Origin of the sequence: Desulfovibrio sp. TomC, from assembly GCF_000801335.2 — a bacterium.
In the GTDB taxonomy this organism is placed as follows: Bacteria; Desulfobacterota; Desulfovibrionia; order Desulfovibrionales; family Desulfovibrionaceae; genus Solidesulfovibrio.
In genome coordinates, this window is sequence record NZ_JSEH01000001.1 from 18,461 (window position 1) to 40,858 (window position 22,398).

28 protein-coding genes are annotated in these 22,398 nt (G+C 62.0%); 26 read left to right on the plus strand and 2 right to left on the minus strand.

The features are described 5' to 3' along the window. Nucleotides 1–4 precede the first annotated feature (4 nt). From tsaD to NY78_RS00170, 11 genes are all read left to right on the plus strand, one after another. Entirely contained in the window at nucleotides 5–1,120 is a 1,116-nt protein-coding gene (gene tsaD / locus NY78_RS00120; protein ID WP_043630305.1) for a tRNA (adenosine(37)-N6)-threonylcarbamoyltransferase complex transferase subunit TsaD, read from the plus strand. Nucleotides 1,121–1,238: 118 nt separating this feature from the next. Beyond that, nucleotides 1,239–1,559, plus strand: a complete 321-nt coding sequence (gene trxA / locus NY78_RS00125) for a thioredoxin (protein WP_005990356.1) — start codon at nucleotides 1,239–1,241, stop codon at nucleotides 1,557–1,559. Nucleotides 1,560–1,562: 3 nt separating this feature from the next. After that, on the plus strand, nucleotides 1,563–2,492 hold the full coding sequence (trxB, locus tag NY78_RS00130; RefSeq protein ID WP_043630308.1) for a thioredoxin-disulfide reductase: 930 nt from the start codon (nucleotides 1,563–1,565) through the stop codon (nucleotides 2,490–2,492). Nucleotides 2,493–2,682: 190 nt separating this feature from the next. Beyond that, the gene (locus NY78_RS00135) at nucleotides 2,683–3,420 is read left to right on the plus strand and encodes an outer membrane protein assembly factor BamD (RefSeq protein WP_043630310.1); all 738 of its coding nucleotides are present in this window, start codon (nucleotides 2,683–2,685) and stop codon (nucleotides 3,418–3,420) included. A 94-nt stretch (nucleotides 3,421–3,514) separates the two neighbouring features. Next, the gene (locus tag NY78_RS00140) at nucleotides 3,515–4,399 is read left to right on the plus strand and encodes a hypothetical protein (RefSeq protein WP_043630312.1); all 885 of its coding nucleotides are present in this window, start codon (nucleotides 3,515–3,517) and stop codon (nucleotides 4,397–4,399) included. 42 nt (nucleotides 4,400–4,441) lie between these two features. Then, entirely contained in the window at nucleotides 4,442–6,487 is a 2,046-nt protein-coding gene (fusA, locus tag NY78_RS00145) for an elongation factor G (protein ID WP_043630315.1), read from the plus strand. 14 nt (nucleotides 6,488–6,501) lie between these two features. Continuing rightward, nucleotides 6,502–7,554 carry an acyltransferase family protein gene (locus NY78_RS00150; RefSeq protein ID WP_043630317.1) on the plus strand — a complete coding sequence of 351 codons (1,053 nt, stop codon included), beginning with the start codon at nucleotides 6,502–6,504 and terminating at the stop codon, nucleotides 7,552–7,554. A 7-nt stretch (nucleotides 7,555–7,561) separates the two neighbouring features. After that, on the plus strand, nucleotides 7,562–8,164 hold the full coding sequence (gene rsmD, locus NY78_RS00155) for a 16S rRNA (guanine(966)-N(2))-methyltransferase RsmD (protein WP_043630319.1): 603 nt from the start codon (nucleotides 7,562–7,564) through the stop codon (nucleotides 8,162–8,164). Beyond that, nucleotides 8,110–8,634, plus strand: a complete 525-nt coding sequence (gene coaD / locus NY78_RS00160; RefSeq protein WP_043630320.1) for a pantetheine-phosphate adenylyltransferase — start codon at nucleotides 8,110–8,112, stop codon at nucleotides 8,632–8,634. Before rsmD ends, coaD begins: the two co-directional genes overlap by 55 nt. A 2-nt stretch (nucleotides 8,635–8,636) precedes the next feature. Then, entirely contained in the window at nucleotides 8,637–9,563 is a 927-nt protein-coding gene (gene miaA, locus NY78_RS00165) for a tRNA (adenosine(37)-N6)-dimethylallyltransferase MiaA (protein ID WP_043630322.1), read from the plus strand. Then, nucleotides 9,560–10,693, plus strand: coding sequence for an N-acetylmuramoyl-L-alanine amidase (locus tag NY78_RS00170; RefSeq protein WP_043630324.1), 1,134 nt, complete (start codon nucleotides 9,560–9,562; stop codon nucleotides 10,691–10,693). Before miaA ends, NY78_RS00170 begins: the two co-directional genes overlap by 4 nt. Nucleotides 10,694–10,770: 77 nt before the next feature. On the opposite strand, the gene NY78_RS00175 is transcribed toward NY78_RS00170, so the two are convergent. Then, nucleotides 10,771–10,965, minus strand: a complete 195-nt coding sequence (locus NY78_RS00175) for a twin-arginine translocase TatA/TatE family subunit (protein WP_043630325.1) — start codon at nucleotides 10,963–10,965, stop codon at nucleotides 10,771–10,773. Nucleotides 10,966–11,455: 490 nt separating this feature from the next. Here NY78_RS00175 and NY78_RS00180 point away from each other — a divergent pair, with 490 nt between their 5' ends. From NY78_RS00180 to NY78_RS00245, 14 genes are all read left to right on the plus strand, one after another. Continuing rightward, nucleotides 11,456–12,319, plus strand: a complete 864-nt coding sequence (locus NY78_RS00180) for a hypothetical protein (RefSeq protein WP_043630328.1) — start codon at nucleotides 11,456–11,458, stop codon at nucleotides 12,317–12,319. Between the two features lie 14 nt (nucleotides 12,320–12,333). Continuing rightward, nucleotides 12,334–13,035: an HAD family hydrolase gene (locus tag NY78_RS00185; RefSeq protein WP_047959954.1), complete on the plus strand. Its 702-nt coding sequence runs from the start codon at nucleotides 12,334–12,336 to the stop codon at nucleotides 13,033–13,035. Nucleotides 13,036–13,107: 72 nt separating this feature from the next. Then, complete coding sequence (locus NY78_RS00190) at nucleotides 13,108–13,419, plus strand: YggT family protein (protein ID WP_043630329.1); 312 nt, start codon at nucleotides 13,108–13,110, stop codon at nucleotides 13,417–13,419. A 91-nt stretch (nucleotides 13,420–13,510) separates the two neighbouring features. Then, the gene (locus NY78_RS00195; protein ID WP_082139831.1) at nucleotides 13,511–14,128 is read left to right on the plus strand and encodes a DivIVA domain-containing protein; all 618 of its coding nucleotides are present in this window, start codon (nucleotides 13,511–13,513) and stop codon (nucleotides 14,126–14,128) included. A 9-nt stretch (nucleotides 14,129–14,137) separates the two neighbouring features. Further along, nucleotides 14,138–14,518 carry a DUF167 domain-containing protein gene (locus tag NY78_RS00200; RefSeq protein ID WP_053062099.1) on the plus strand — a complete coding sequence of 127 codons (381 nt, stop codon included), beginning with the start codon at nucleotides 14,138–14,140 and terminating at the stop codon, nucleotides 14,516–14,518. A 30-nt stretch (nucleotides 14,519–14,548) separates the two neighbouring features. Then, a complete protein-coding gene (locus tag NY78_RS00205; protein ID WP_043630331.1) occupies nucleotides 14,549–14,782 on the plus strand; it encodes a DUF465 domain-containing protein in 234 nt (77 codons plus the stop codon). A gap of 1 nt (nucleotide 14,783) precedes the next feature. Next, the gene (gene ilvB, locus NY78_RS00210) at nucleotides 14,784–16,472 is read left to right on the plus strand and encodes a biosynthetic-type acetolactate synthase large subunit (RefSeq protein ID WP_043630333.1); all 1,689 of its coding nucleotides are present in this window, start codon (nucleotides 14,784–14,786) and stop codon (nucleotides 16,470–16,472) included. Nucleotides 16,473–16,481: 9 nt separating this feature from the next. Then, the gene (gene ilvN, locus NY78_RS00215) at nucleotides 16,482–16,964 is read left to right on the plus strand and encodes an acetolactate synthase small subunit (RefSeq protein WP_043630335.1); all 483 of its coding nucleotides are present in this window, start codon (nucleotides 16,482–16,484) and stop codon (nucleotides 16,962–16,964) included. A 32-nt stretch (nucleotides 16,965–16,996) separates the two neighbouring features. Beyond that, nucleotides 16,997–18,025 carry a ketol-acid reductoisomerase gene (gene ilvC, locus NY78_RS00220; protein ID WP_331428898.1) on the plus strand — a complete coding sequence of 343 codons (1,029 nt, stop codon included), beginning with the start codon at nucleotides 16,997–16,999 and terminating at the stop codon, nucleotides 18,023–18,025. Between the two features lie 56 nt (nucleotides 18,026–18,081). Further along, on the plus strand, nucleotides 18,082–18,618 hold the full coding sequence (locus NY78_RS00225; RefSeq protein ID WP_043630343.1) for an SEL1-like repeat protein: 537 nt from the start codon (nucleotides 18,082–18,084) through the stop codon (nucleotides 18,616–18,618). Between the two features lie 231 nt (nucleotides 18,619–18,849). Continuing rightward, nucleotides 18,850–19,377 carry a hypothetical protein gene (locus NY78_RS00230; protein ID WP_231583657.1) on the plus strand — a complete coding sequence of 176 codons (528 nt, stop codon included), beginning with the start codon at nucleotides 18,850–18,852 and terminating at the stop codon, nucleotides 19,375–19,377. Nucleotides 19,378–19,384: 7 nt separating this feature from the next. Beyond that, complete coding sequence (locus NY78_RS00235) at nucleotides 19,385–19,642, plus strand: SemiSWEET transporter (RefSeq protein WP_043630345.1); 258 nt, start codon at nucleotides 19,385–19,387, stop codon at nucleotides 19,640–19,642. Between the two features lie 29 nt (nucleotides 19,643–19,671). Next, entirely contained in the window at nucleotides 19,672–19,953 is a 282-nt protein-coding gene (locus NY78_RS00240; protein WP_043630348.1) for a hypothetical protein, read from the plus strand. Between the two features lie 12 nt (nucleotides 19,954–19,965). Then, complete coding sequence (locus NY78_RS00245; RefSeq protein ID WP_043630350.1) at nucleotides 19,966–20,955, plus strand: class I SAM-dependent methyltransferase; 990 nt, start codon at nucleotides 19,966–19,968, stop codon at nucleotides 20,953–20,955. 1 nt (nucleotide 20,956) lies between these two features. Here the strand turns inward: NY78_RS00245 and NY78_RS00250 are convergent, their stop codons facing one another. Beyond that, nucleotides 20,957–21,448: a GNAT family N-acetyltransferase gene (locus NY78_RS00250; protein ID WP_043630352.1), complete on the minus strand. Its 492-nt coding sequence runs from the start codon at nucleotides 21,446–21,448 to the stop codon at nucleotides 20,957–20,959. Between the two features lie 280 nt (nucleotides 21,449–21,728). On the opposite strand from NY78_RS00250, the gene NY78_RS00255 reads away from it, so the two are divergent. Beyond that, entirely contained in the window at nucleotides 21,729–22,355 is a 627-nt protein-coding gene (locus NY78_RS00255) for a class I SAM-dependent methyltransferase (RefSeq protein ID WP_043630355.1), read from the plus strand. Nucleotides 22,356–22,398 lie beyond the last annotated feature (43 nt).

Genomic DNA, 22,398 nt, shown 5'->3' on the forward strand with positions numbered 1-22,398 from the left:
CGGCATGTTGTGTCTTGGCATTGAGACGTCGTGCGACGAGACGGCTGTCGCCCTTTGCGACGACGGCCGTCCGATCCTGGAAAAGCTGGCTTCCCAGGCCGGGCTGCACGCGGTGTACGGCGGCGTTGTGCCGGAGTTGGCCTCGCGTGAGCATCTGCGCCGCATGGGACCGCTGTTGCAGGCGCTTTGGGCTGAATCCGGACGGTCTATAGCCGACGTGGACGCCGTGGCCGTGGCCCGGGGGCCGGGGCTGCTCGGCAGCTTGCTCGTGGGCCTGGCTGCGGCCAAGGGCCTGTGTCTGGGGGCGGGCAAGCCGCTTATTGGCGTGGATCATCTCCATGCCCACCTCATGGCCGCCACTCTGGGCCGCGAAGTCGCGTATCCGGCTCTGGGGTTGTTGGTTTCCGGGGGGCACACGCAGATCGTGCGCCTGGACTCCCCCTTGGAAATGACCGTCCTTGGCCGAACCATTGACGACGCGGCTGGCGAGGCCTTTGACAAAGCTGCCAAGTCGCTCAATCTTCCCTATCCGGGCGGCGTCTTTATCGACGTGCTCGGCCAGGGCGTCACACCGGACCGCAGTTTGTTTCCCCGTCCTTATCTGGAAAACGACCACCTTGATTTCAGCTTCAGCGGCCTCAAGACCGCCGTGGCCACCTATGTCGCCGCCCACCCCGAACTGCGCGTGACGGCCATGCCCGTCTCCGGCGGTCCCATCGACCCCGATGCTTGGCCCCAGGCCCTTCGGGTGGTGTGCGCCTCAATTAATTACGCCATTGCCGACACGCTGCGGGTCAAACTGGAGCGAGCGCTTACCACCCAGTCCGTGCGCCCGGCCTCGATCCTGGCTGCTGGCGGGGTTGCGGCGAATGGCCCCATCCGGACCATGCTGGCCGATCTGGCCGCCCGGCGACGGCTGCCGCTCTATCTGCCCGAGCCGGGCCTTTGCGCCGACAATGCCACCATGATTGCGGCCACGGGCTGTCTGCTGGGGCGAAATGGGCTGACGCATGACCTGACCCTGGCCCCCATCCCCCGGGGGCGCAAAGTGCCCTGGGATTACCACGCCGGCGCACCGCTTGGGCCGGGATCGGTTGACAGCCGGTCCTTGCCGCAATAGGTTTAAACGATTACGGACCCTGTTCACAGGGAACACGCGGTCGGCCATGACCGCCTGCCAAACGGATAAAAACCCGACCGCCGCGGTGGTCGGCCAAGCCCATGAAAGGAGAGCATCCATGGCCATCCAACTGAGCGACGCGAACTTCGAAGCCGAAGCCCTGCAGTGCGACCTGCCCGTCCTGGTGGATTTCTGGGCTCCCTGGTGCGGACCTTGCCGCGCCATGGGACCCGTCATTGATGAACTGGCCAACGAATATACCGGCCAGGTCAAGGTGGCCAAGATGAACGTGGATGAGAACCCCAGCACGCCGAGCAAGTACGGCATCCGCGCCATCCCCACCCTGATCCTTTTCAAGGGCGGCGAAGTCGTGGAGCAGATCACCGGTGCTGTTTCCAAGAGCAGCATCAAGGAAATGCTTACCCAGAAGGCGCTCTAATCCATGAAACGTTTCGACGCTGTCGTGATCGGGGGCGGTCCGGCTGGCATAACGGCCGCCCTGTATCTGGCCCGGTCCGACGTGTCCGTGGCTTTGGTGGAAAAGCTCTCGCCTGGCGGGCAGATGCTTATGACGCATCTGATCGAGAACTACCCCGGCTTTCCGGACGGGATTGAGGGCTGGAAATTGTCCGACGCCATGGCCGCCCATCTCGGGCACTATGCCATTGATCGGATCAATGACGAAGTCACGTCTATTGAATCCGCCGCCGGGCTCCACCACATCCATGTGGGCGGGGAAGTCGTCGAGGCCAAGGCCGTGATCCTGTGTACTGGCGCGCGTTACAAACGTGTGGGCATCCCCGGCGAAAAGGAATTTGCCGGGCGGGGCGTTTCCTACTGTGCTTTGTGCGACGGGAACTTCTTTCGGGACCAGACCGTGGCCGTCATCGGCGGCGGCAACTCGGCCCTGGAGGAGTCTCTCTACTTGGCCCGACTGGTCAAAAAGCTCTACCTTATCCACCGTCGTGACGATTTCCGTGGTCAGAAATGCTATCAGGACCGCTGTTCCACCAATTCGTCCATCGAGATACTGCGCTCGACGGTCGTGTGTTCCATCTCCGGCGATGACGGCGTGACCGGTATTGAGGTGCGCGACGTCAAATCCGGCGATTGCCGCACCATTCCGGTTGACGGCGTCTTCGTGTTTGTGGGCTTTGAGCCGCAGGGCGATTTTTATCCCAAGGCGCTCGCCCGCGATGATCAGGGGTTCATCCTGGCTGATGCGGAGATGCGTACGAATATCGACGGCCTCTTTGCCGCCGGCGATATTCGTTCAAAGTCCTGCCGCCAAGTGGCCACTGCCGTCGGCGACGGCGCCGTGGCTGCGCATGCCGCTTACACCTATATCAGTTCGCGGTTTCCCCAAGACTGACGGCCAAACCCGTTCGACCGGGCTGCGAGGGCAGCGGGGCGGACGGGTTCGGCTTTTTTCCGTTGTGCCCGTCTGGGCCATTTGGTAAGAGGACGCGCATCGAGACGCCGGGACCTGTCGCCAGTCAAGGGCGACGTCCCGTTCGCCGCATGGCGCCCGGCCAGGACCGGGCCATATCCGGGAATATACCATGAATGTGATGTTGCGCCGTTTCCTGCCTTTGAGCTGCCTGCTGCTGTTTCTTGGCGGTTGCGCCGGCTTGGTCGATTACTACTTCCTGCCGCCGCCGGAGGACACTGCCCAGGAGCTCTACGAGGCTGGCCGGCAGTCCATGTCGGAGAAAGAGTACTACGGGGCTATCAACTTCTTTATGAAGCTTAAGGATCGCTACCCGTTTAGCCCCTACACCCCAATGGGCACCGTGGCTCTGGCCGACGCCTACTTCCTCACCGAAGAATACGGGATGGCTGCTGAAACATATAAAGAATTCGAGTCGGTCCATCCGAGAAGCGAAGAAATTCCGTACGTCCTCTATCAGATCGGCGTCTCCAATTTCAAGCGTTCCGAGTCCATCGACATGCCGCAAAGCAACCTCCAGGAAGCCATCCAGTACTTCTATCTCCTGGAACAGACCTTCCCGGACACAGAATACGGTAAGGAAGCGGCTGATTACATCCGTCGATGCCGCAAACGTCTGGCTGAGCATGAACTGTTTGTCGCGGACTTCTACTGGCGTACCAGCCAGTATGGTGCGGCCTGGAAACGCTACATGTATGCCGTGGAGAACTTCAAGGAACTTGAGGAAGTTTTCGATTACGCCAAGCTGCGTTCCGAACTGTCCTACCTTGAATACCAGAAGACCCTGACCGAGAATGAACGCCAGGCCATCGAAGGCAGCTGGCGGCACTGGGCCAAACGCTGGTTGTAACGAGCTGTCCCGGAACGCCACGGCGTTTCGGGACAATCCGGCGGCAAAACGGGGCGGCTGGCCGCCCCGTTTGCGTTTGCCACAAGGCGAAGCCATGAACCCTTCCTTTGCGCTTGCTGCGGGACAGTGGCCCGAGGCCATGGAACAGGGCCGGGTCGCCGACGAGGTCTTCGCCGCTGCCTATGCCCGAACCGGCGATGGCCGACGGGCCTGGATCAAGACCGGGCTGGCCGCCGTCTATGCCGCCGTGGGCGGTCCAAGGCCGGTTTTGACCCAACGCCGCGACAGCCTGGGCCATGATCTGCTCCTGACCACCGAGGACCTTCCCCTGGATTTCGTCGTCGTCGTCTGCGGTCGGGATTTTCTGTCGCCGGCGCGTTTGGCGGCAGCTGTTGTGCCGGTCCTGTGCGCCAGGGTGCCTGATGTGGCCGTGGTGCGCCTGGGCGCGTCCTGGCCCGGGCCGCTGCTCACCGCCCTGGAGCTGTGCGGCGTGGAAATGGCCTGCCGTCTGCCTGTCCGCGTGCTGCCGGGCCTTTTGTCCGAGTTGCCGGCCAAGGGCAGGGGAGCGGTGGTGGTCCTGGGCGAGACGGCCCTGCCCCCCCGGCTGCCTTTGTCTCTTGCCGTCCATTCGGCCCGCATTGCCGGCCGGGCCGGGGTCTTTGGCCCGGGAGAGACCGACTTCGACATTGCTGCCCTGACCTTTGCCCATCCCGACATGGCCTTTGTCCGACACGACGCCCCCTGTCCCGATCTGCCGGCCTGGACGTCCGGACAGGGTGGACTGGCGGACGCGGCCGGCTGCGGCTATGATGCCCTGTATGTCGCGCCACAGCCCGATTTGTCCGATCTTGCCGCCGCTCCGCTGGTCCTTGGCCCCGGCCGGGAAACCTTCTGGCTGTGGCCGCAATTGCCGTGTGAAGCCTTTCGCATCCATCGCCTGGGAGCCGCTGTTGCCCCGTCGCGCCCGGATATCGCCTGATTGTTTTTGCCCGACGCACCCTGCCAACCCACCGGAGCGAGCATGAGCGCCAAAAAGGGCACCAAGAAGAGCCGTCTGGCCAGCCTGCGCAACATCGGCATCATTGCCCACATCGACGCCGGCAAGACCACACTGACCGAGCGTATTCTCTTTTTCTCAGGCCGCATCCACCGCATGGGTGAAGTCCATGACGGCACCGCCACCATGGATTTCATGCCCGAGGAACAGGAACGCGGCATCACCATCACCTCGGCCTGCACCACCTGCTCCTGGAAAGACCACCAGATCAATATCATCGACACCCCGGGCCATGTGGATTTCACCATCGAGGTGGAACGCTCGCTGCGGGTGCTTGACGGCGCGGTGGGGGTGTTTTGCGCCGTGGCCGGCGTTGAGCCGCAATCCGAGACGGTCTGGCGGCAATCCGTGGATTACGGCGTGCCCAAGCTGGCAGTCGTCAACAAACTCGACCGTCCCGGGGCCGATTTCGAGGCGGTGTTGGCCGCCATGCGTGAAAAATTACGAGCAAATCCCGTGGCCGTGTCCATTCCTGTTGCCCAGGGGCCGGAACTGGCCGGCCTCATTGATCTCGTCACCCTGGAGCGGCTTGATTTCGAGCCCGGCGGCGGGGATATGACCCGGAGGCCGCTTTCGGCTGCCGAGACCGAATTGGCCGGTCCCTGGCGGGAAAAACTGGTCGAGGCGGCCTGCGACTACGACGAGACCGTGCTGGAAGCCTATCTTTCCGGCCACCCCATAGCCCCTGGGCTGCTCGTTGGCGCTCTGCGCACCGGGACCATCGCCCATGGGCTGGTGCCGGTCTTGGCCGCCTCGGCCCTTAAAAATGTCGGCATCCAGCCGATCCTCGACGGCGTGCTGGCCTATTTGCCAAGCCCCCTTGACCGGGAGGGGGCCGTTGGCGTCGATCCCGAAACCAAGGCCGCCGTCGCCTTTCCCCCGGACGTCAGTGCGCCGCTGGCGGCCCTGGTCTTCAAGGTCAGCATGGAGACCGGTCGGCGGCAGGTATTCGCCCGGGTCTATTCCGGCCGCATCGAAGCCGGCAAGGATGTCTATAACGCCACCCGGGGCGAGATTGAACGCCCGGCCCGGCTCTTTCATCTCCATGCTGGCCACCGCGAAAAGGCCGAGATTGCCGATCCGGGCGAGATTGTAGCCATTGCCGGTATGCGCCATGCCGCCACCGGCGACACATTATGCGCCCGGGAAACCCCGATCTTGCTGGAAACCATTGCCGGTTACAAACCGGTGATCAGTCTGGCCCTGGAGCCGCGAAACGCTGAGGAAACCGAGCGCCTCGGGGAAGTCTTGGCCAAACTGACCGAGGAAGATCCCACCCTCACCCTGACACACGACCCGGATACCGGCCAGATGATTCTCTCCGGCATGGGGGAACTGCATCTTGACGTGGTACTGGAGCGGGCGCGCCGGGAATACGGCGTCTCGCCCCGGGCCGGCAAGCCGCAGGTTGTCTATCAGGAGACGGTGACGATCGAAGCGGCCGGCGAGGGCGAGTTTGAGCGGGAACTGGGCGAGCGCTTGCACCATGGCCGGGTGACGCTTGCGGTTTCGCCGTTGCCCCGTGAGGCCGGGCGCGACATCGTTTTCGAGATTGACCGTCAGACTTATCCGCCGACCTGGAGCGCGGCCATGGCCGAAGGGCTGGAAGACGGCCTGCAAAGCGGCCCGCTCTCCGGCCATCCGGTGCAGGACGTGCGGGTGCGGGTGACAGGGATCTTCCCGGTCGAAGGCAAGACGACTGACGTCGGCTGCCGCATGGCTGCCAGCCAGGCGCTCAAGGCGGCCCTCAGCGCCGCCCGTCCTGCCCTCCTGGAACCCATCATGGAGCTGGAAGTCGGCGTGCCCGACGCCTTTATCGGCGACGCCATCGGTCTCCTTGGTTCCAAGGGGGCCAAGATCGAAAACATGGTGGACCGGGGCGGCCACAAGACGGTCACGGCCCTGGCGCCGTTGCGCCAGATGTTTGGCTTTTCCACGGAACTGCGTTCGGCCACCCAGGGACGGGCCGGGATGACCATGCGCTTTTTAAAATTCGACCTGCTGCAATAGCCACGCGAGAGTCCATGTCCACACGTTCCCTGGTTGTTCCTGAAATTTCCAAGCGTTTCGACGTATTGCGAACGCTTCTTGTCGTATTCGTCATCGGCATCCACGCCGAAAAAGGTCTGCAGGCGTATTACACGGAGATTCCGGATCTATTGCGGATCTATCTGGATTTTTTTCCCCACAACATCTTTCGATTGTCCGTGCCGCTCTTTTTTTCCATTTCCGGGTATCTTTTTTTTCTGACCTACAAGCCCGATGTCCATTCCTATGGCCGGATGATCCTCAAAAAGACCCGCACTATTTTGTTGCCGTATCTGTTTTTTAACGCCATCAGCCTGCTGCTCATTGTCGTGTTTAACAAGGTTCCGTATATTGGCGACATCCATATGGTGGAAAAAGACGGTATCCTCAAGCTGTTGCTTGGGATTTATCGCTATCCTGTCGTCTACACCTTGTGGTTCCTTCGGGATCTCTACGTCTATTTTCTCCTGGCTCCGGTATTTTATGTCTTTTCCAAGGAAATTCCGCTTCTTGGACTGGCGGCATGCTGGGCGGTCTGGATGTTTATGCCCCAGGCCGGCATTCCCATTGAGCTAAGCGGGCTGCTCTTTTTCTATGGCGGCTGCGTGTTGTCCCAAAGCAAGGTTAATCTTGATGGAGCTCGGTGGCTGACGCTGCCTGTGGCCGTTGTGTATTTGATTTTCCTGTTCGTCACTGCCCATTTTGAATTTTACTACGGGGCGACGTCCTATTACCATTTACTGTATCGCCACAGCATGATTTTCGGAACCATCACCCTCTGGCTCCTGTCGGCTTATTGCCCTCTTCGTGACAACTCGTTGCTGCTTCGGCTCGCCGCAACCTCCTTTTTCGTGTATCTCACCCATGAGCCGGTTCTTTCCTATCTGATCTACGGGACCCGGTTTCTTTTCAAACCCTCCGGCAGTCTGGTCGGCATCGCCTATATGCTGCTTCTGGTGCTCGTCACCTACAGCCTGTGCCACGGTCTGGCCCGGCTGCTGGAGCGCCGATTGCCGCGCCTGTATGCCCTGGCTGTCGGGGCCAGATAGGAGCCTTATGCGTATTATCGGCGGCCGGTTTGGCGGACGCAGTATCAAAGTGATCGACGCCCCGGGGCTGCGCCCGGCCACCGGGCGGGTGCGGGAAGCGCTTTTTTCCATGCTGACGGCCCGGGGCGTGGTATTTGCCGGCGCCCAGGTCCTTGACTGCTATGCCGGGGCCGGGAGTGTAGGCATTGAAGCCCTTTCCCGGGGAGCCGAAGCGGCCGTCTTTATCGAACGCAGTCCGGCTGTGGCCAAGGTGCTCAGGGAGAATCTGCGAGGCCTGGGCTTAGACCCCCGCGTCGCCCGGATCATGGAGGCTGATGTGGTCAAGGCGCTGCCCCGACTGGGCAGGCGACGCTTCGACCTCGTGGCCATTGATCCGCCCTATGGCCAGGGACTCTTGCCGCCGACTCTGGCCAACCTTGCCTCTCTGGGCCTCGTGGCCGATGGCGGCGTGGTCGTAGCCGAAATCGAAGCCGGCGTGGAACTGCCCCCTGATGCCGTTCCGCCGTCCTTTCTCTGCCTGATCGACCGAACCTACGGTCAAACGAGGATTATCGTATGGACACTGGCAAGCCCTGCACAGCCATCTATCCCGGAACCTTCGATCCCCTGACCAACGGCCATGTTTCCCTGGTGCGGCGGGCGGCCAAGGTGTTTGGCACCGTGGTCGTGGCCGTGGCTGGAGATTCCCACAAAACGCCGCTTTTTTCCCTGGAAGAGCGCATTGCCATTGCCGAGGAGGTCTTTGCCAATGACCACCGGGTGCTGGTCGAGGGCTTTCGGGGCCTGCTGGTCAATTACGTCAAAGCGCGTCAGGCCAACGTGATTTTGCGTGGGATGCGGGCGGTGTCTGATTTTGAATTCGAGTTCCAGATGGCGCTCATGAACCGCAAACTCGACCGAACCATCGAGACCGTGTTCATCATGACCGACTATAAATGGCTCTACATCAGTTCCACCATTGTCAAGGAAGTGGCCAAGCATGGCGGCGATATCCGGGGCATGGTGCCGGACCGGGTGCGTGAGCGGATGCTGGCTCGCTACGGCCTGGAACAGGCGTCCCCAAACGGCAGGGAAGGCTGAGCGTGGCCAAAACGTCGGTCGTGTGCCTGCTTGGAGCCACAGGGACGGGGAAAACCGCGGCCGCCATCGCCCTGGCCTGCGCTCTCGGGGGCGAAGTGGTCAATGTGGATTCACGTCAGGTCTATGCCGGTATCCCGGTGCTGACCGCCCAGCCCACGCCGCAAGAACAGGCCGCCTGCCCGCATCGTCTCTACGGCGACACGCCGCTTGACGTTCCGGTGGCTGCCGGGGATTTTGCCGTACGGGCCAGAGCCGCTGCCGCCGCCATCAGCGCCCGGGGGCGTCTGCCTCTTTTTGTCGGGGGCACGGGACTCTATTTCCGGGCCATTCTCGGCGGGCTGGCCCCCATTCCGATGACCCCTGCCGCAGTGCGGGCCGGTGTCCTGGCCGATTGGGAACGCCTGGGACCGGCCGCCATGCACGCCCGGTTGACGGCGGCCGACCCAGACTATGCCGCCCGCATCGCCCCGGCCGATCGCCAGCGGGTCACCAGGGCTTTGGAAGTCTTCGCGGCCACGGGACGGGCCTTTTCCGACTGGCACCGGCAGGGTGATCCCGCTGCCCCGGACTATGCTGCCGTCATGATTGGTCTGTCCGTCCCCATGGAAGAACTGCTGCCCAGGCTGGCCCGGCGCATTGAGAGCATGGCCGCCGGTGGAGCCGTTGAGGAAGTGCGGCAGGCGCTCGCCCGCTATCCGTCCGACGTTCCGGGACTGACCGGCATTGGCGGCCCGGAAATTGCCGCCCATCTGGCTGGCAGATGCAATCTCAAAGAGGCCAAGGAGGCCTGGCTCTCCAATACCCGGGCCTATGCCAAGCGTCAGATGACCTGGTTTCGCAAGGATGCGGCCATCACCTGGTTTGCCCCGGACAACCATATAGGCATCCTCGCGGCTGTACAGCGCAGTCTTTCGGAGCAAACCGCATGAATCGCCGTCAGGCATTGGCCTTTTTGGCCGCAGCCGGCCTTGTCGCCTGCCGGCCGGGCGTCGCCTTCGCAGATACTGCCGACGAACTGGCCGGCACGGCGCAGGCTGAACTGATCGGCGGCAATGCCGCCAAGGCCCTGCCCCTGCTCCTGGAAGCCGAGGACAAGGACCCGCGCAATGATCGGGTCCAGGCCTTGCTTGGCCGGGCCTACTACCAGCAGGGCGACGCCCGGGCAGCCTTGTCCCATTTCACCCTGGCCGTTCGCCTCAACCCCGAGGATACGTTGTCGCGGATGTTGGCCGAGACAATCAGCCAGTTTCCGCTGCCGGGCAAGGGCAGCCCGGGCCGCGAGGCGTCTGCGCCGCGTCCCCGGCCATCGGCTCTGGCCCGGGAAGCCCAGGCTGAACGTGCGGCGCTTCTGAACCGCACCGGCCGGTCGGCGCGCCAGGGCCCGGCCAGACTGCTCCTCGACCCCGGACATGGCGGCACGGACAGCGGCGCGAGCGTCGGGGGGCTTCGCGAAGCCGACGTGACCCTGGATATTGCCCTGCGTCTGGCTCGGTTGCTGGCTGCGTCCAAGAACGACGTGATCCTCCAGCTCACCCGGACCTCCGACGTCTTTCTGCCGGGCTGGGCCAGGGCCGGATTGGTAGGATTTTACGACGCAGACCTGCTTGTCTCCCTGCACGCTACCCGCGTGGTCGAACCGACAGCCGCCGGCGTCATTGTCTATGCCTACGACCGCCAACCTTCCGATGCTTTGGCTGCCCTGGTTGCCCGGGCTGAGAATGCCGCCCAGGAGGCGGGCGCATCCTGGACGGCGCGGGGAGGAGAGGGGGTGTTCGTGTCGGCTGTACGCGCGGCTGTCGGTTCTGACAGGCGCGGACGAAGCCGGGAGCTGGCGACGGCCCTGGCCCGGGCCATGCCCGGCAGCGCGCCTTTGCCGATACGGGGAGCGGCGGCCGGACCGTTCGGATTGCTTGGCGCGGTGGAAGCGCCAGGGGTATTGGTCGAAACAGGATTTCTCTCCCACCCCGACGACGCAGCTGCCCTGGCCAATGCGGACAAGCGACAAGCCATGGCCCAGGGGCTGACCGAGGCTCTGCTGGCCGTCACCCGGACGCTGTAGGCCGCTCATGGACGTCTGGCATAAAAAAAGCCCCGGAGGGACATCCCCCGGGGCTTTCAACGGCAGTTTACAGCCGGCTAGTTCTTGTCCGTCGTGTCGTCTTTGGCCTTGCCCGGCGTCACGTCGATCTCGTCGGGTTCACTGGTGGCCTTCTTGAAATTCTTGATGGCTTTCCCCATGCCGGCTCCGATCTCGGGCAGCTTGTTGGCTCCGAAAATGATAAGCACAATGACCAGGATAATGAGAAGCTCCGGAAATCCTATTCCAAACATGCTGCGCCTCCGCAAGTGGGTTGGCCAAGGCTTTACACGCGGCCTGCCGGCAGGTCAAGAAAGGCCGGCCGACATGGAAAATTCGTCATGCCCGCCCGTTTGACCCGACTGTCCGGGGAGGGCTGTCCCCATTGCCTGAGAGGACGGTGCCTGTATGAAGAGCATCTGAATCCCGGTCTTTGCCAGGACTACTGCTGCGCCGTGGTACGGCGGTTGTGCCGGGCTTTCGATGATTTCGTGCTGCGGGCTGACAACCTGAGTCTTAGTGACGAGCAGGCCGAGGCGTTATGGCAGGCCCGGTTTCCAGCCACCTTGGCCAAAGAAGGGAATTGTCAGGATTACCTGCCCGGTGGTACGACGTCCTTCCCGGACTGTGTCCATGCCGCAGGCGACCTGTGTTTGCAGGCCTTTCCCCCTTGTCCGGGCCGATGCCCGCGGTATCTGGCACGCCAGGGCAGGTAAACGGTTTCTATGCCAAAGGACGGTTTTCATGAACGCTTTGTCAGGCGACGCTTCAGTGTTGCTGCATTTCCCCTGCCTGACGCCGGCTGTGGCCGCGGTTGCCGTGCCCGGTGTTTTGTTTCTCGATCCCGGGTTGGCTGACGCATCCGAACCGGGCATGTTGCGTCCGGCCGGGCTGGCGCTTCCCGAGACGGAGTTGGCGGGATTTTTGCGCGAATTCGAACGACTGCGGCGGGAAACCAAAAATCCCAAGGATCTTGCGCTGCTGGCCGGAGCCTCCAAGGGGCATTATTTTGCCGACACCACCTTTGCCGTGCGCGAGGAACTGGAAGACCAGCTCCATCCCGAGCGGGTGGCCGCCCGCCAGGCCAAGGCAGCCCAGCTTTCCCTGTGTCTGGCCGCCATGATCGAACAGAGCGTGGCCGAATTGGCTGAGGCCGGGGGCCTCGACGACCGCTTCCGCCTGGGGCTGGCCGAAAGCCTGGGAATCGAAGCCGACCTGGATGACGATGACGACACCCTGGCGCTGACTGCGGCCTTGTCGGCTGCCGGAACAATGCCCACTGCCGCCGCGTTTGCCGATGAGTTTCGGCCGCCCTGGCAGCAGCTCCTGTCGCCGTTTTGGGCTCTGGCCCCGCAAGGAGCCGGTCTTTTTATTGCTGATCCCGATATCGCGGCCACGCTTTTTGACGCCGATCTGGGGTTGGACGCTGCCTCGGGCCAGACCCTGGCTGCTTGGTTCCCGGATGGCCCCCCGAACATGGCGCTGTCGGTTGCCACGGTGACGGGGTGGCGGCTTCTGGGCAAGACCCGGCCCGATGCCCAGGCTCCCTGGCTGGATACGCCCCGGCCGATTGTTGTCGTCAACCCGATAAGCCCCGTGCAGGCCTAAGGAGGCGTTTTTCGGTGTACGTGTGCAATCCGACTTCTCCGCCGCAGTTCCTTTCCCGGCTAACCGGCGTGATTTTCGACTGCGACGGCGTCCTGGTCGATTCCAGAGACGCCAACCGCATGTATTACAACCTGATCCGCGAAGGTCTGGGGATGCTCCCCATCACCCCGGATGAGGAGGAGTATGTCCATATGCATTCGGTCACCGAATGCCTGGTCCGCATCATCCCGGCCGACCGCCTGGAAGAGGCTGAGATCGTTCGGAGAAATCTCAATTACGAGGATATCTTCCCGTACATTTTTCTGGAAGACGGACTGGTCGAACTGCTTGATGTCCTGGCCGGGCAGGGCATTCGCATGGCCGTGCACACCAACCGGACCTCGACGGTGGAACTCTTGCTGGCGCACTTTGAAATCGACCGGTATTTTTCGCCGGTCATAAGCGCCGGAAGCCTTAAACGGCCCAAACCTGATCCTGAGGGCGTCTATCGTATTTTGGACGCCTGGAATCTGTCCAAGGACACTGTGGCTTATATCGGCGACTCGGCTCTGGATGAGCGTTCAGCGGCGGCAGCTGGAATTCCTTTCTGGTCGTATAAAAATCCAGCCCTGGCTGCGGCCATGTTCGTGCCGGACTTTGACAGCCTGCGTGCCTGTCTGGCCGGGAAGAGGGCCGGTTCACCTGGCGTTGACGGCAAGGAACCGGAATTGTCTTGATTAATGGCCTGCTCTGTGCCATTTTTCAGGTAAAGCGCGTTGGTTTTTGATTACTGATCGCAAGGAATACGCATGGATATCATTGGCTATTTTTTTGTTGCTCTGGCCAGGGTGCTCGACATCGTTTTCAGCCTCTATTTCTGGGTCATCCTCATCTCTGCCTTGCTGTCCTGGGTGCGTCCCGACCCGTACAACCCTGTGGTCCGCTTTCTTCGCGCTGTTACCGATCCGGTCTTTTACCGGGTTCGGCGCTGGTTTCCGTTTCTCACGATTGGCGGCATCGACCTGTCGCCCATTGTCGTGATCCTGGCGTTGCAGTTTCTCCAGTGGTTTCTTGTGCCCACCCTCATGCGCCTTGGCGGCGTGGGTATGGGGCGCATGTAGGGTGGCGGCGGTGACGGCCGATACCCGGACAGTTGCCCGTAACTGCTGCGGGACGGCTGGTCTAGCCGTCTGCGGTTCGGATGCGTGAGCCGTGACCCTGGATAAAATTGATCTGCTTGACCGGAAATTCTCGCACAGCCTCCTCGGCTATCGCCGTGATGCCGTAGATCGTCTTGTGGCCGAGGCGGCGGATTCCATCGGCCGTCTGGCCGAAGAGAAAATGGCCCTGACCCGGGCCAACGACTGCCTGACCCGGGAGATTGCCGAATACCGGAGCCGGGAAGCCACTCTTCGCGATACGTTGCTGACAACGCAGCAGATCGTGGAGGATTTGAAAATAAAGGCCCGCCAGGAAGCCGAGCGCATTCTGGACGAGGCTCGCGATCAGGCGGCGGCCATGCTGGCCGAAGCCAAGGGGCAGGCTGCCGCCCTGGCCCGGGACATCGACGTTCTGGCTGCCCGCAAGGCGGCCCTGGTCGCCCGATTCCGCGACATGCTCTTGGCCTCTCTGGACATCCTCGACGCTCAGGCGCAATCGGCGTCGGGCCAGGATGCCGAAGCCCTCGACTTGGATGCGACAACGGCTGGGGAGGAGGGAGGCATGTTTGCCGATGCCGCCGCATCGCCGCCGCCCCCAAGCGTAGCGGATGGCCCCGATGACCCTGATGTCCCTGAGGCGTTTGACCCCTTTGCCCTGTTGAAGCGGTAGGTGGGCCGAATGGCACGGAAAGAGGCAGGGCGGGCAGGCAACCGGGCCAGCGGCCAGGAGCAGGCGGGCCAAGGCGTACAGCCGGACGGGACGTTGCCGATTTTCGTCCTCGCCACCGGCCCCGGAGCCTGGACGTTGCGGGTGGCGGTGACCCCGGGCGGGGCCAAGGATGCCCTGGCTGGATTGGTCGAAGACCGGCTGCGGATACGGCTTCGGGCCAAAGCCGTGGAAGGCCAGGCCAATGCCGCCCTGACGGATTTTCTGGCGGTCTGCCTGGGACTCAAATCCCGGCAGGTGCGCATTGTATCCGGGGAAAAATCCCGGAAGAAAACGATTCGTATAGAAGCAGAGTCCGAACCCGACTGGTCCGCAGTGGCCATGATGGGTTGAGACTAGAACCGTCAACAAGGAGTCTGTGCCATGGATCAACGCGATCTGGATCTCGTCGCCAAGTACGGTGAAGCGGACCCGGAACTCAAAAGCCTCTATGAAGAGCATGTCGCGTTTGAGAAGATTTTGGACAAGATGGAGTCGAAGCCTTTCCTGACTCCCGCTGAAGACACGGAGCTTAAGGAGATCAAGAAAAAGAAGCTGTCCGGCAAGACTCGCATCGAGAATCTTCTGATGAAATATCGCAAGGCGGAGGACCAATAACATGGAACTCACCGGGGCCCAAATCCTCCTGGAATCCCTGCGCCGCGAAGGCGTGGAAGTCGTTTTCGGCTTTCCAGGCGGTGCGGTCATAGACATTTACGACCAGTTGCCGAACTACCCCCTGCGCCATGTGCTGGTACGCCATGAACAGGGCGCCATCCACGCTGCGGATGGTTACGCCCGGGCCACGGGCAAGGTAGGCGTATGCCTGGTGACCTCGGGCCCCGGAGCGACCAATACCGTAACCGGCATTGCCACGGCCTATATGGATTCCGTGCCGGTCGTCATCATCACCGGACAGGTGCCGACGCCGCTTATCGGCAACGACGCCTTTCAGGAAGTGGACATCGTCGGCATTACGCGCTCGTGCACCAAGCATAATTACTTGGTCAAAGATGTGCGCGATCTGTCCCGAGTCATTAAAGAGGCCTTCTACCTCGCTTCCACGGGTCGGCCCGGTCCGGTGCTGATCGACTTGCCAAAAGATGTCCAGACCCAGCTTACGGAATACAAGTACCCGAAAACCATCAAGATGCGCAGCTACAATCCCACCTATGCCCCCAATCCCAAGCAGGTGGCCAAGGTAGCGGCTGTGGTGCGTCGGGCCAAGAAACCCATTATTTACGCCGGCGGCGGCGTCATCGCCTCCGAGGCCAGCGCCGATTTGGCGTGGCTGGCCCGCTCGTTTAATATGCCAGTCACGGCCACTCTCATGGCCCTTGGCTGCTTTCCGGCCGAAGACCCGCTCTGGCTCGGGATGCTCGGGATGCACGGCACCTATGCCGCCAACATGGCCATCAGCAATGCCGACCTGATTCTGGCCATTGGCAGCCGCTTCGACGACCGGGTGACCGGCAAGATCAGCGAGTTCGCCAAGAACGCCAAGATCGTGCACATCGACATCGACCCCACCTCGATCCAGAAAAACGTGCCCGTAGACATCCCGGTGGTGGCCGACTGCAAGAGCTTTCTGACCGCTCTGCGTCAGACCCTGGAGCCGACCCTGGAGGCGGAGCCAGCAGCCGGGCTCGAGGCCTGGAACAGCAAGGTGGCCGCCTGGAAAGTGGAAAAACCGCTGTCGTACAACCAGGAAGGCACGGTCATAAAGCCCCAGTTCGTGGTCGAGACCATTTCCCGGCTGACCAAGGGCGAGGCCATCATCACCACCGAGGTCGGCCAGAACCAGATGTGGGCGGCCCAGTTCTATGCCTTTAATCGCCCCCGGTCGTTTATCAGTTCCGGCGGCCTTGGCACCATGGGTTTCGGTTTTCCGGCGGCCATCGGCGCCCAGATGGCCTGTCCCGACCGACTGGTCATTGACGTGGCTGGCGACGGCTCCATCCAGATGTGCATTCAGGAGCTGGCCACGGCCGTATGCTACAATCTGCCGGTCAAAATCGTTATCCTAAACAACGGCTATCTCGGTATGGTCCGGCAGTGGCAGGAGCTTTTCTACAAGAAGAACTACTGTGCCACCTGCCTGGATGTGGCCCCGGATTTCGTCAAACTGGCCGAGGCGTACGGCGCGGCCGGCTTCCGGGTGACCGATCCGGCCAAGGTGGAATCGGTGCTGGCCGAAGCCTTTGCCCTGCCGCGCCCGGTCATTGTGGATGTCGTGGTGGACCGCGAGGAAAATGTCGCGCCTATGGTCCCGGCCGGCAAGTCCATAACCGAAATGATCCTCGTCTAGGAGCACCCCATGCGCCACATTCTTTCCATCCTCGTTGAGAACGAACCCGGGGTGCTGGCCAGGGTGGCCGGCCTGTTTAGCGGCCGCGGCTATAATATTGAAACCCTCAATGTCGCCCCGACCCTGACCGAAGGCCTGTCCATGATGACCATCACCACCGTCGGCGACGAGGCCATCATCGAACAGATCGTCAAGCAGCTGCGAAAGCTCGTCACCACGCTTAAGGTCGTGGACCTCACGGATGTGAAGTCCGTGGAGCGCGAGATGATGCTGCTGCGGGTGGACGCCGAAGGCAGCAAACGGGCCGAGGTGCTCCGCATCGTCGATATCTTCCGCTGCAAGGTGGTGGACGTGAGCCCGGATGAACTCGTGCTCGAAGTCACTGGCACCCAGGACAAGCTTAACGCCCTGGTGAGCCTCTTGCAACGTTATGGCATCAAGGAAGCCGCCCGCACCGGCGCAGTGGCCATGCGGCGTGGAATGCAGGAATAGCGGCGTTTTCTTCTCCGCCGCCTGTAAAAGACATCGAGCGTGCCACATACTGGCACGATAAAGGAGCTATGATGAAAATCTATTACGACCAGGACGCCGACCTTTCCCTTTTGGCTGACAAGACCGTGGCCATCCTCGGCTATGGCAGCCAGGGCCATGCCCACGCCCAGAACCTGCGGGATTCCGGCGTCAAAGTCGTCATCGGCCAGCGTCCCGGCGGCCCCAACTGGGAGCTTGCCAAGGAAAACGGATTTACGCCCATGAGCGCGGCCGAGGCTGCCGCTGCGGCCGACGTCATCATGATTCTGGTCCCGGACCAGCATCAGAAGGCCGTCTACGAAAAAGACGTGCTGCCGAGCCTGACTGCCGGCAAGATGCTTCTTTTCGCCCATGGCTTCAACATCCACTACCAGCAGATTGTGCCGCCGGCCAATGTCGACGTGGCTATGATCGCCCCCAAGGGGCCGGGCCATCTGGTCCGCCGGGTTTACACAGAGGGCGCGGGCGTTCCCTGCCTGATCGCCGTGCATCAAAATGCCACTGGCAAGGCCATGGAAATGGGCCTGGCCTACGCCAAGGGCGTGGGCGGCACCCGGGGCGGCGTGTTGACCACCACCTTCAAGGAAGAAACCGAGACCGACCTCTTCGGTGAGCAGGCCGTTTTGTGCGGCGGCGCGGCGGAACTGGTCAAGGCCGGTTTCGAGACCCTGTGCGAGGCCGGCTACCAGCCCGAGATCGCCTATTTCGAATGCCTCCATGAACTCAAACTCATCGTGGACCTCATGTACGAGGGCGGTCTGTCGCGGATGCGCTATTCCATCAGCGACACCGCTGAATACGGCGATTACGTGAGCGGTCCCCGGGTCGTCACTGACGAAACCCGGGCCGAAATGCGCAAGATCCTCAAAGAGATCCAGGACGGCACTTTTGCCCGCGATTTCATTGTGGAAAACATGTCCGGCCGGGCGCACTTCCTGTCCATGCGCCGCATCAACGCCGAGCACCCCATTGAAAAAGTCGGCGCCAAGCTGCGTGAGATGATGAGCTGGCTCAAAAAATAGCTGCCGCTCTGCGGCCGGCCCCGGACGGGGTCGGCCGCTTTTGCAAGGAGACGCCCATGCCCATACGTATTTTCGGGATAGGGTGGCGATGCCCCGGAGTCGTCGCCGTCCTGGCGTTTTGGCTGGCGCTGACGGCTCTTATCCAGCCGGTTGCGGCCGCAGCGGACCAGTCCCAGGAGTTCCCGCTCGAACAAGCCGCCGATCCTACCTCGGGACAATTGGCCCTGGCTGCAAATGGCGATCCCATTGCCCAATGCGATGTCGGCATCGCCTACTTAAACGGCCGCCACGTGGCCCAGGATTATCGTCTCGGCCTCAATTGGCTGACCAAATCTTCCGATGCCGGCTTTGCCTACGCCCGATTCGTTTTGGCCGACGTCTACAACCGGGGTTTCGCCGGCGTGCCGGTCAACGACGAACTTGCCTATTATTACGCGACGTTGGCCGCTGCTTCTTCCTCCTTGCCCGACAAGGTCCGGGATCGGGCCGTCAAGCTGCGCGACGCCAGCGTCAAACGCCTGACCACGGCCCAAATCACGGGATTACAGGCCAAAGCCGCCATGGCTCCCCTTGACGCGGCGGTGGGCAATTAACCCGACTGCGGGGCTGACCAGGAAATGTCTCACCCCCCTGGTGCGACGACGCCCTCATGAAGGTCAGGACGATCCCGATTGCCGCCCTCCTTTGGGACGTCCACCCAGAGCCCAGTGCGGGTATGGAGGCGACTGATGGGCCTTGGACGCGAGGCAACGAAACGAGCCATGGGCACCGGTCAGGCGGCAGTCCATTCATTGCAGTGTCCTGGGCGGCTAACGACAGGCCTTGTGACCTTCATCCTGGTTGTTGGCCTCTGTCTTGTCGCGACGGTACCGGGTCTGGCGGCCAAAGCCGACACCAAGACCTTCAATGCCTATTACGCCAGCCAAAGCGCCAAAATTTACGACCACCTCCTCAAAGTTGCGGATTATTACACCTCCCTGACCAAGGAGGGGAATAGCGAGCGCGTCAAGGACGTGCTGGCCCTTCGAGCCTCGCTTGCAGCCTGCTGGGAACTGGTGCTCAATGCCGGCGACATGGTCTATATCTACGATACGTTGGACCCTGGTTGCAGCGGCGCCCTGACCCAGCTTGCGGCCATGATCAAAACAGGCCTTGGCACCGTGGCCGGCAAACTTGACAAGGAACTCCAGTGGATGCGGCTGGTGGAAAAAAATGTTGCCGATTTGCCGGTTTCCGTGGAACTTTCCCAGTCTTTTCGCGACATAGAGGCCATGGCGGCCTATTTTCGCACCGCCGCACAGACCTTTGAACCGTCCGCTGCCGGCGAGACCCGGCAGTCGGTTCACAAATAGGTCTGTTGTGCCTGCGTTGTCCGATTGGATCGGTTTTGCCGCTGGCCTGTGCACCACGGCAGCCTTTGCGCCTCAGGTCGTAAAGACCATGCGCAGCCGATCCACCAGCGATATTTCACTTGGTATGTACGCCCTCATGGTCGTGGGCATCACGCTGTGGCTCATCCACGGCCTTGCAGTCGGTTCCGCCCCGGTTGTGGCGGCCAATGCCGTGACCCTGATACTGGTCGGGATTATGCTGGTCATGAAGTTCCGATATAAATAAATCGCGCCAATGCGGCGCAGGAGGTTGTCATGCGTGCCTTGATGCTTTGCCTGTTGCTTGCCTTGGTATGCCTGCAATTCGGCTGTGGCCGGCATACCTATTATGTCCAGACCATGGATGGAAAAACATTTTATGCGGAACCGCCTTTGGTGGTGGATGCCGACAAGGGCGTCTACTACATGTTGGTCAAAGGCCAGCGCCGCACGGTGCCCATGGATCAAATTTACCTCATCGACGACTCAGCCCGGATATGCTACCAGAATGGTCTGACCGACACGTTTAACTGCTACGATAATCTTTACTACTTCTAGTGAAGCGGATGCATGACGAGCGACAACTTGCGGTGTGCAGCCTTGCAGCTCTTGGAGCGCAAACCGCCCCCTGGGCTGGTTGTCCCGGCCGGGATGGTGGTCCCCGGATCGCTGCCTCTGCTCATTGAGACCCTGGCCTGCCCGGGTTCGCCTGTCGCGCCGGAGGCTCTGGCCAGTCTTTGTCTCAAATATTTTTATGCCTACGTCCATTCCGAGCAACTGGACGCCGATGTCTCCCTGGAAGGATTGACCGAACTTGCCGGGCAGTTCGTCCGGCGGCGGGGCGGTTGCGCCCAGTTGGCCGGCAAGAGCGAATTGCGACGTTTCCTGCTCCATCATGGTTTTGCCTTGCAAATGCTCGTTGACCTGCCAAAGACGGTGCATCTCCTGGCTGCCTTGCTGGAGCGAAAGCTTCCGGTCGCCGAGGCCTTTTTGGGCCTGGATATCGGCGCTGGAACGGGTATCTTGCTTGTGGGACAGTATCTTCTGGCCCGCCGGGCCGGGTACGACTCCCCGATCCTGATCGGCTTTGAGTGCCAACCGCATGTGGCCAGGCGGGCCGACTCCTTGGCGTCCGCCTTGGGCATTGGCCGGGTGCGCCAGGCTGACGCCACCCGCAAGGAAGCGTACGTCGATCTTCCCGACGGTCCTGTGGCCTGCGTCACCAACGAGACCCTTCCCTCGGCCGGCCGCCGGCTTTACAAGGAACCGTTTCCGGTCATATGCGAAGCCCTTTTTGCCGCTTTGGGGCCACGATTGGCCAATGCGGTCTTCTTGCCCGAGGCGGTCTGGGCCTCCGACCGCCCGGGGCGGTCCTGGCTGCATCTGACTCCGCACAATGCCTTTGCCGGGGATGGGCAACGGCCCGACAAACCACTGCGCCTGGCCTTTATGCGCGATGTGGAACTGGCCGGGGAGCGCATCCCGGTCGATCGGGTCGGGGAAGGGCTGGCGGAACTGGTTGCCCCGCCCTGGCGCGAGAGCCTTTGCCGACGCTGGTAGTTTACAAAGGCAGTTCGTAATGCAGCGCGCCGTCAAGCGGAGTGAGGCAGTAGGGCTCGATGCGGTGAAACCCCAGCTTCTTATAGAGGGCATTGGCAGCGGTCATGGTTTCCAGCGTGTCCAGGCGGATGGCGCAAAAACCGCGTTCCCTGGCGCCGGCCACGGCGGTTTCGGCCAGCGCCCGACCCAGGCCGTGGCCGGCATGGGCCGGGCGCACGTAGAGTCGTTTCATCTCGCACAGACCATTCTCCAGGGGGCGCAAGGCCACGCAACCGGCCGCCATGTCGCCGACCCAGGCCAGCCACAGCCCGCCCATGGGCGGAGCATATCGACCGGGCAGTTCAGCCAATTCCTGGTCAAAATTCTGGAAGCACAGGGAAAACCCCAGGCCCTTGGAATATTCTTCAAAGAGGATACGCACCACGGCCATGTCCGTAGCCGGGACGATTCCCGGGATCTGTCGTGAAAGCCCATGTGCCGGCGTCTGATTCATGATGATTGGCCTGCTCTCGTGTATGGAGACGCGCTCGGGCGAACCGTGCCGCACCCGGCCGGGGGATGCCGTTGCGAGTCTGTTTTGGCTGTGACTCCTAGCAGTCTTTTGACTGATCCCCAAGTAAAAAGGGTGAATTTTGCCAGGATTTTCCTTTTTCGCTGCCAAGGCCCGGGGACCCCTCCGGCCCCGGCAGCTTCCCGTCCTGGGCTTTGGACAAAAAACGTTATGTCCGGAATTTCGACTGGGCCTGACCGGCCGGATGCGCTAGCACCTCGGTATGTACTGGACAACTGCTTCCTGTGTCCCCTCGACGCTGGATCTGGCCCCTGCCGTCCGGGCCTTTCTTGCGCCAGGCGACCGGATCATCGATTTGGGCTGCGGGCCCGGCCGCACCCTGAACGCATTGCGCCAGGCCGGTCTTGGCCGTTGCCATGTCGGGGCAGACGTCAATCCGCCAAGTCTGCTCTTGGCGGCCTGCGCCGGATTTCCTGTCGTGCAGGCCGATTTGGCCGCCATGCCCGTGGCCGATGCCGCCTTTGACGCTGGCATCCTGCAAGCGGTGCTGACGACCATACCCACTCCCGGCGAACGTCTGGCCGTATTGCGGGAAGCCCGGCGCATCGTGACCCGGGTGTTGTGCCTCGGGGATTTTTTGCAGAATTGGGAGCTGCCGTATTACCGGACCCGTTACGAGACCGGGCTGGCCGAAACCGGTGAATGTGGCAGTTTTGTGGTCCGCGAAGGCGCGGTCGAGCTGTATCAGGCCCATCATTTCACCATGGATGAACTGGGAGACCTGCTTGGCCGGGCCGGGTTCTCGGTGGTCCAGGCGGCCTATCCAACAGTGCGTACCCGCTCGGGCAATCTGGTCCGGGGCGTGTCCCTGGCCGCCCTGACGCTTTGACTTTTCAGGCCGCAAGGTCTACCAGCAATTTTTTGTGTTGCGC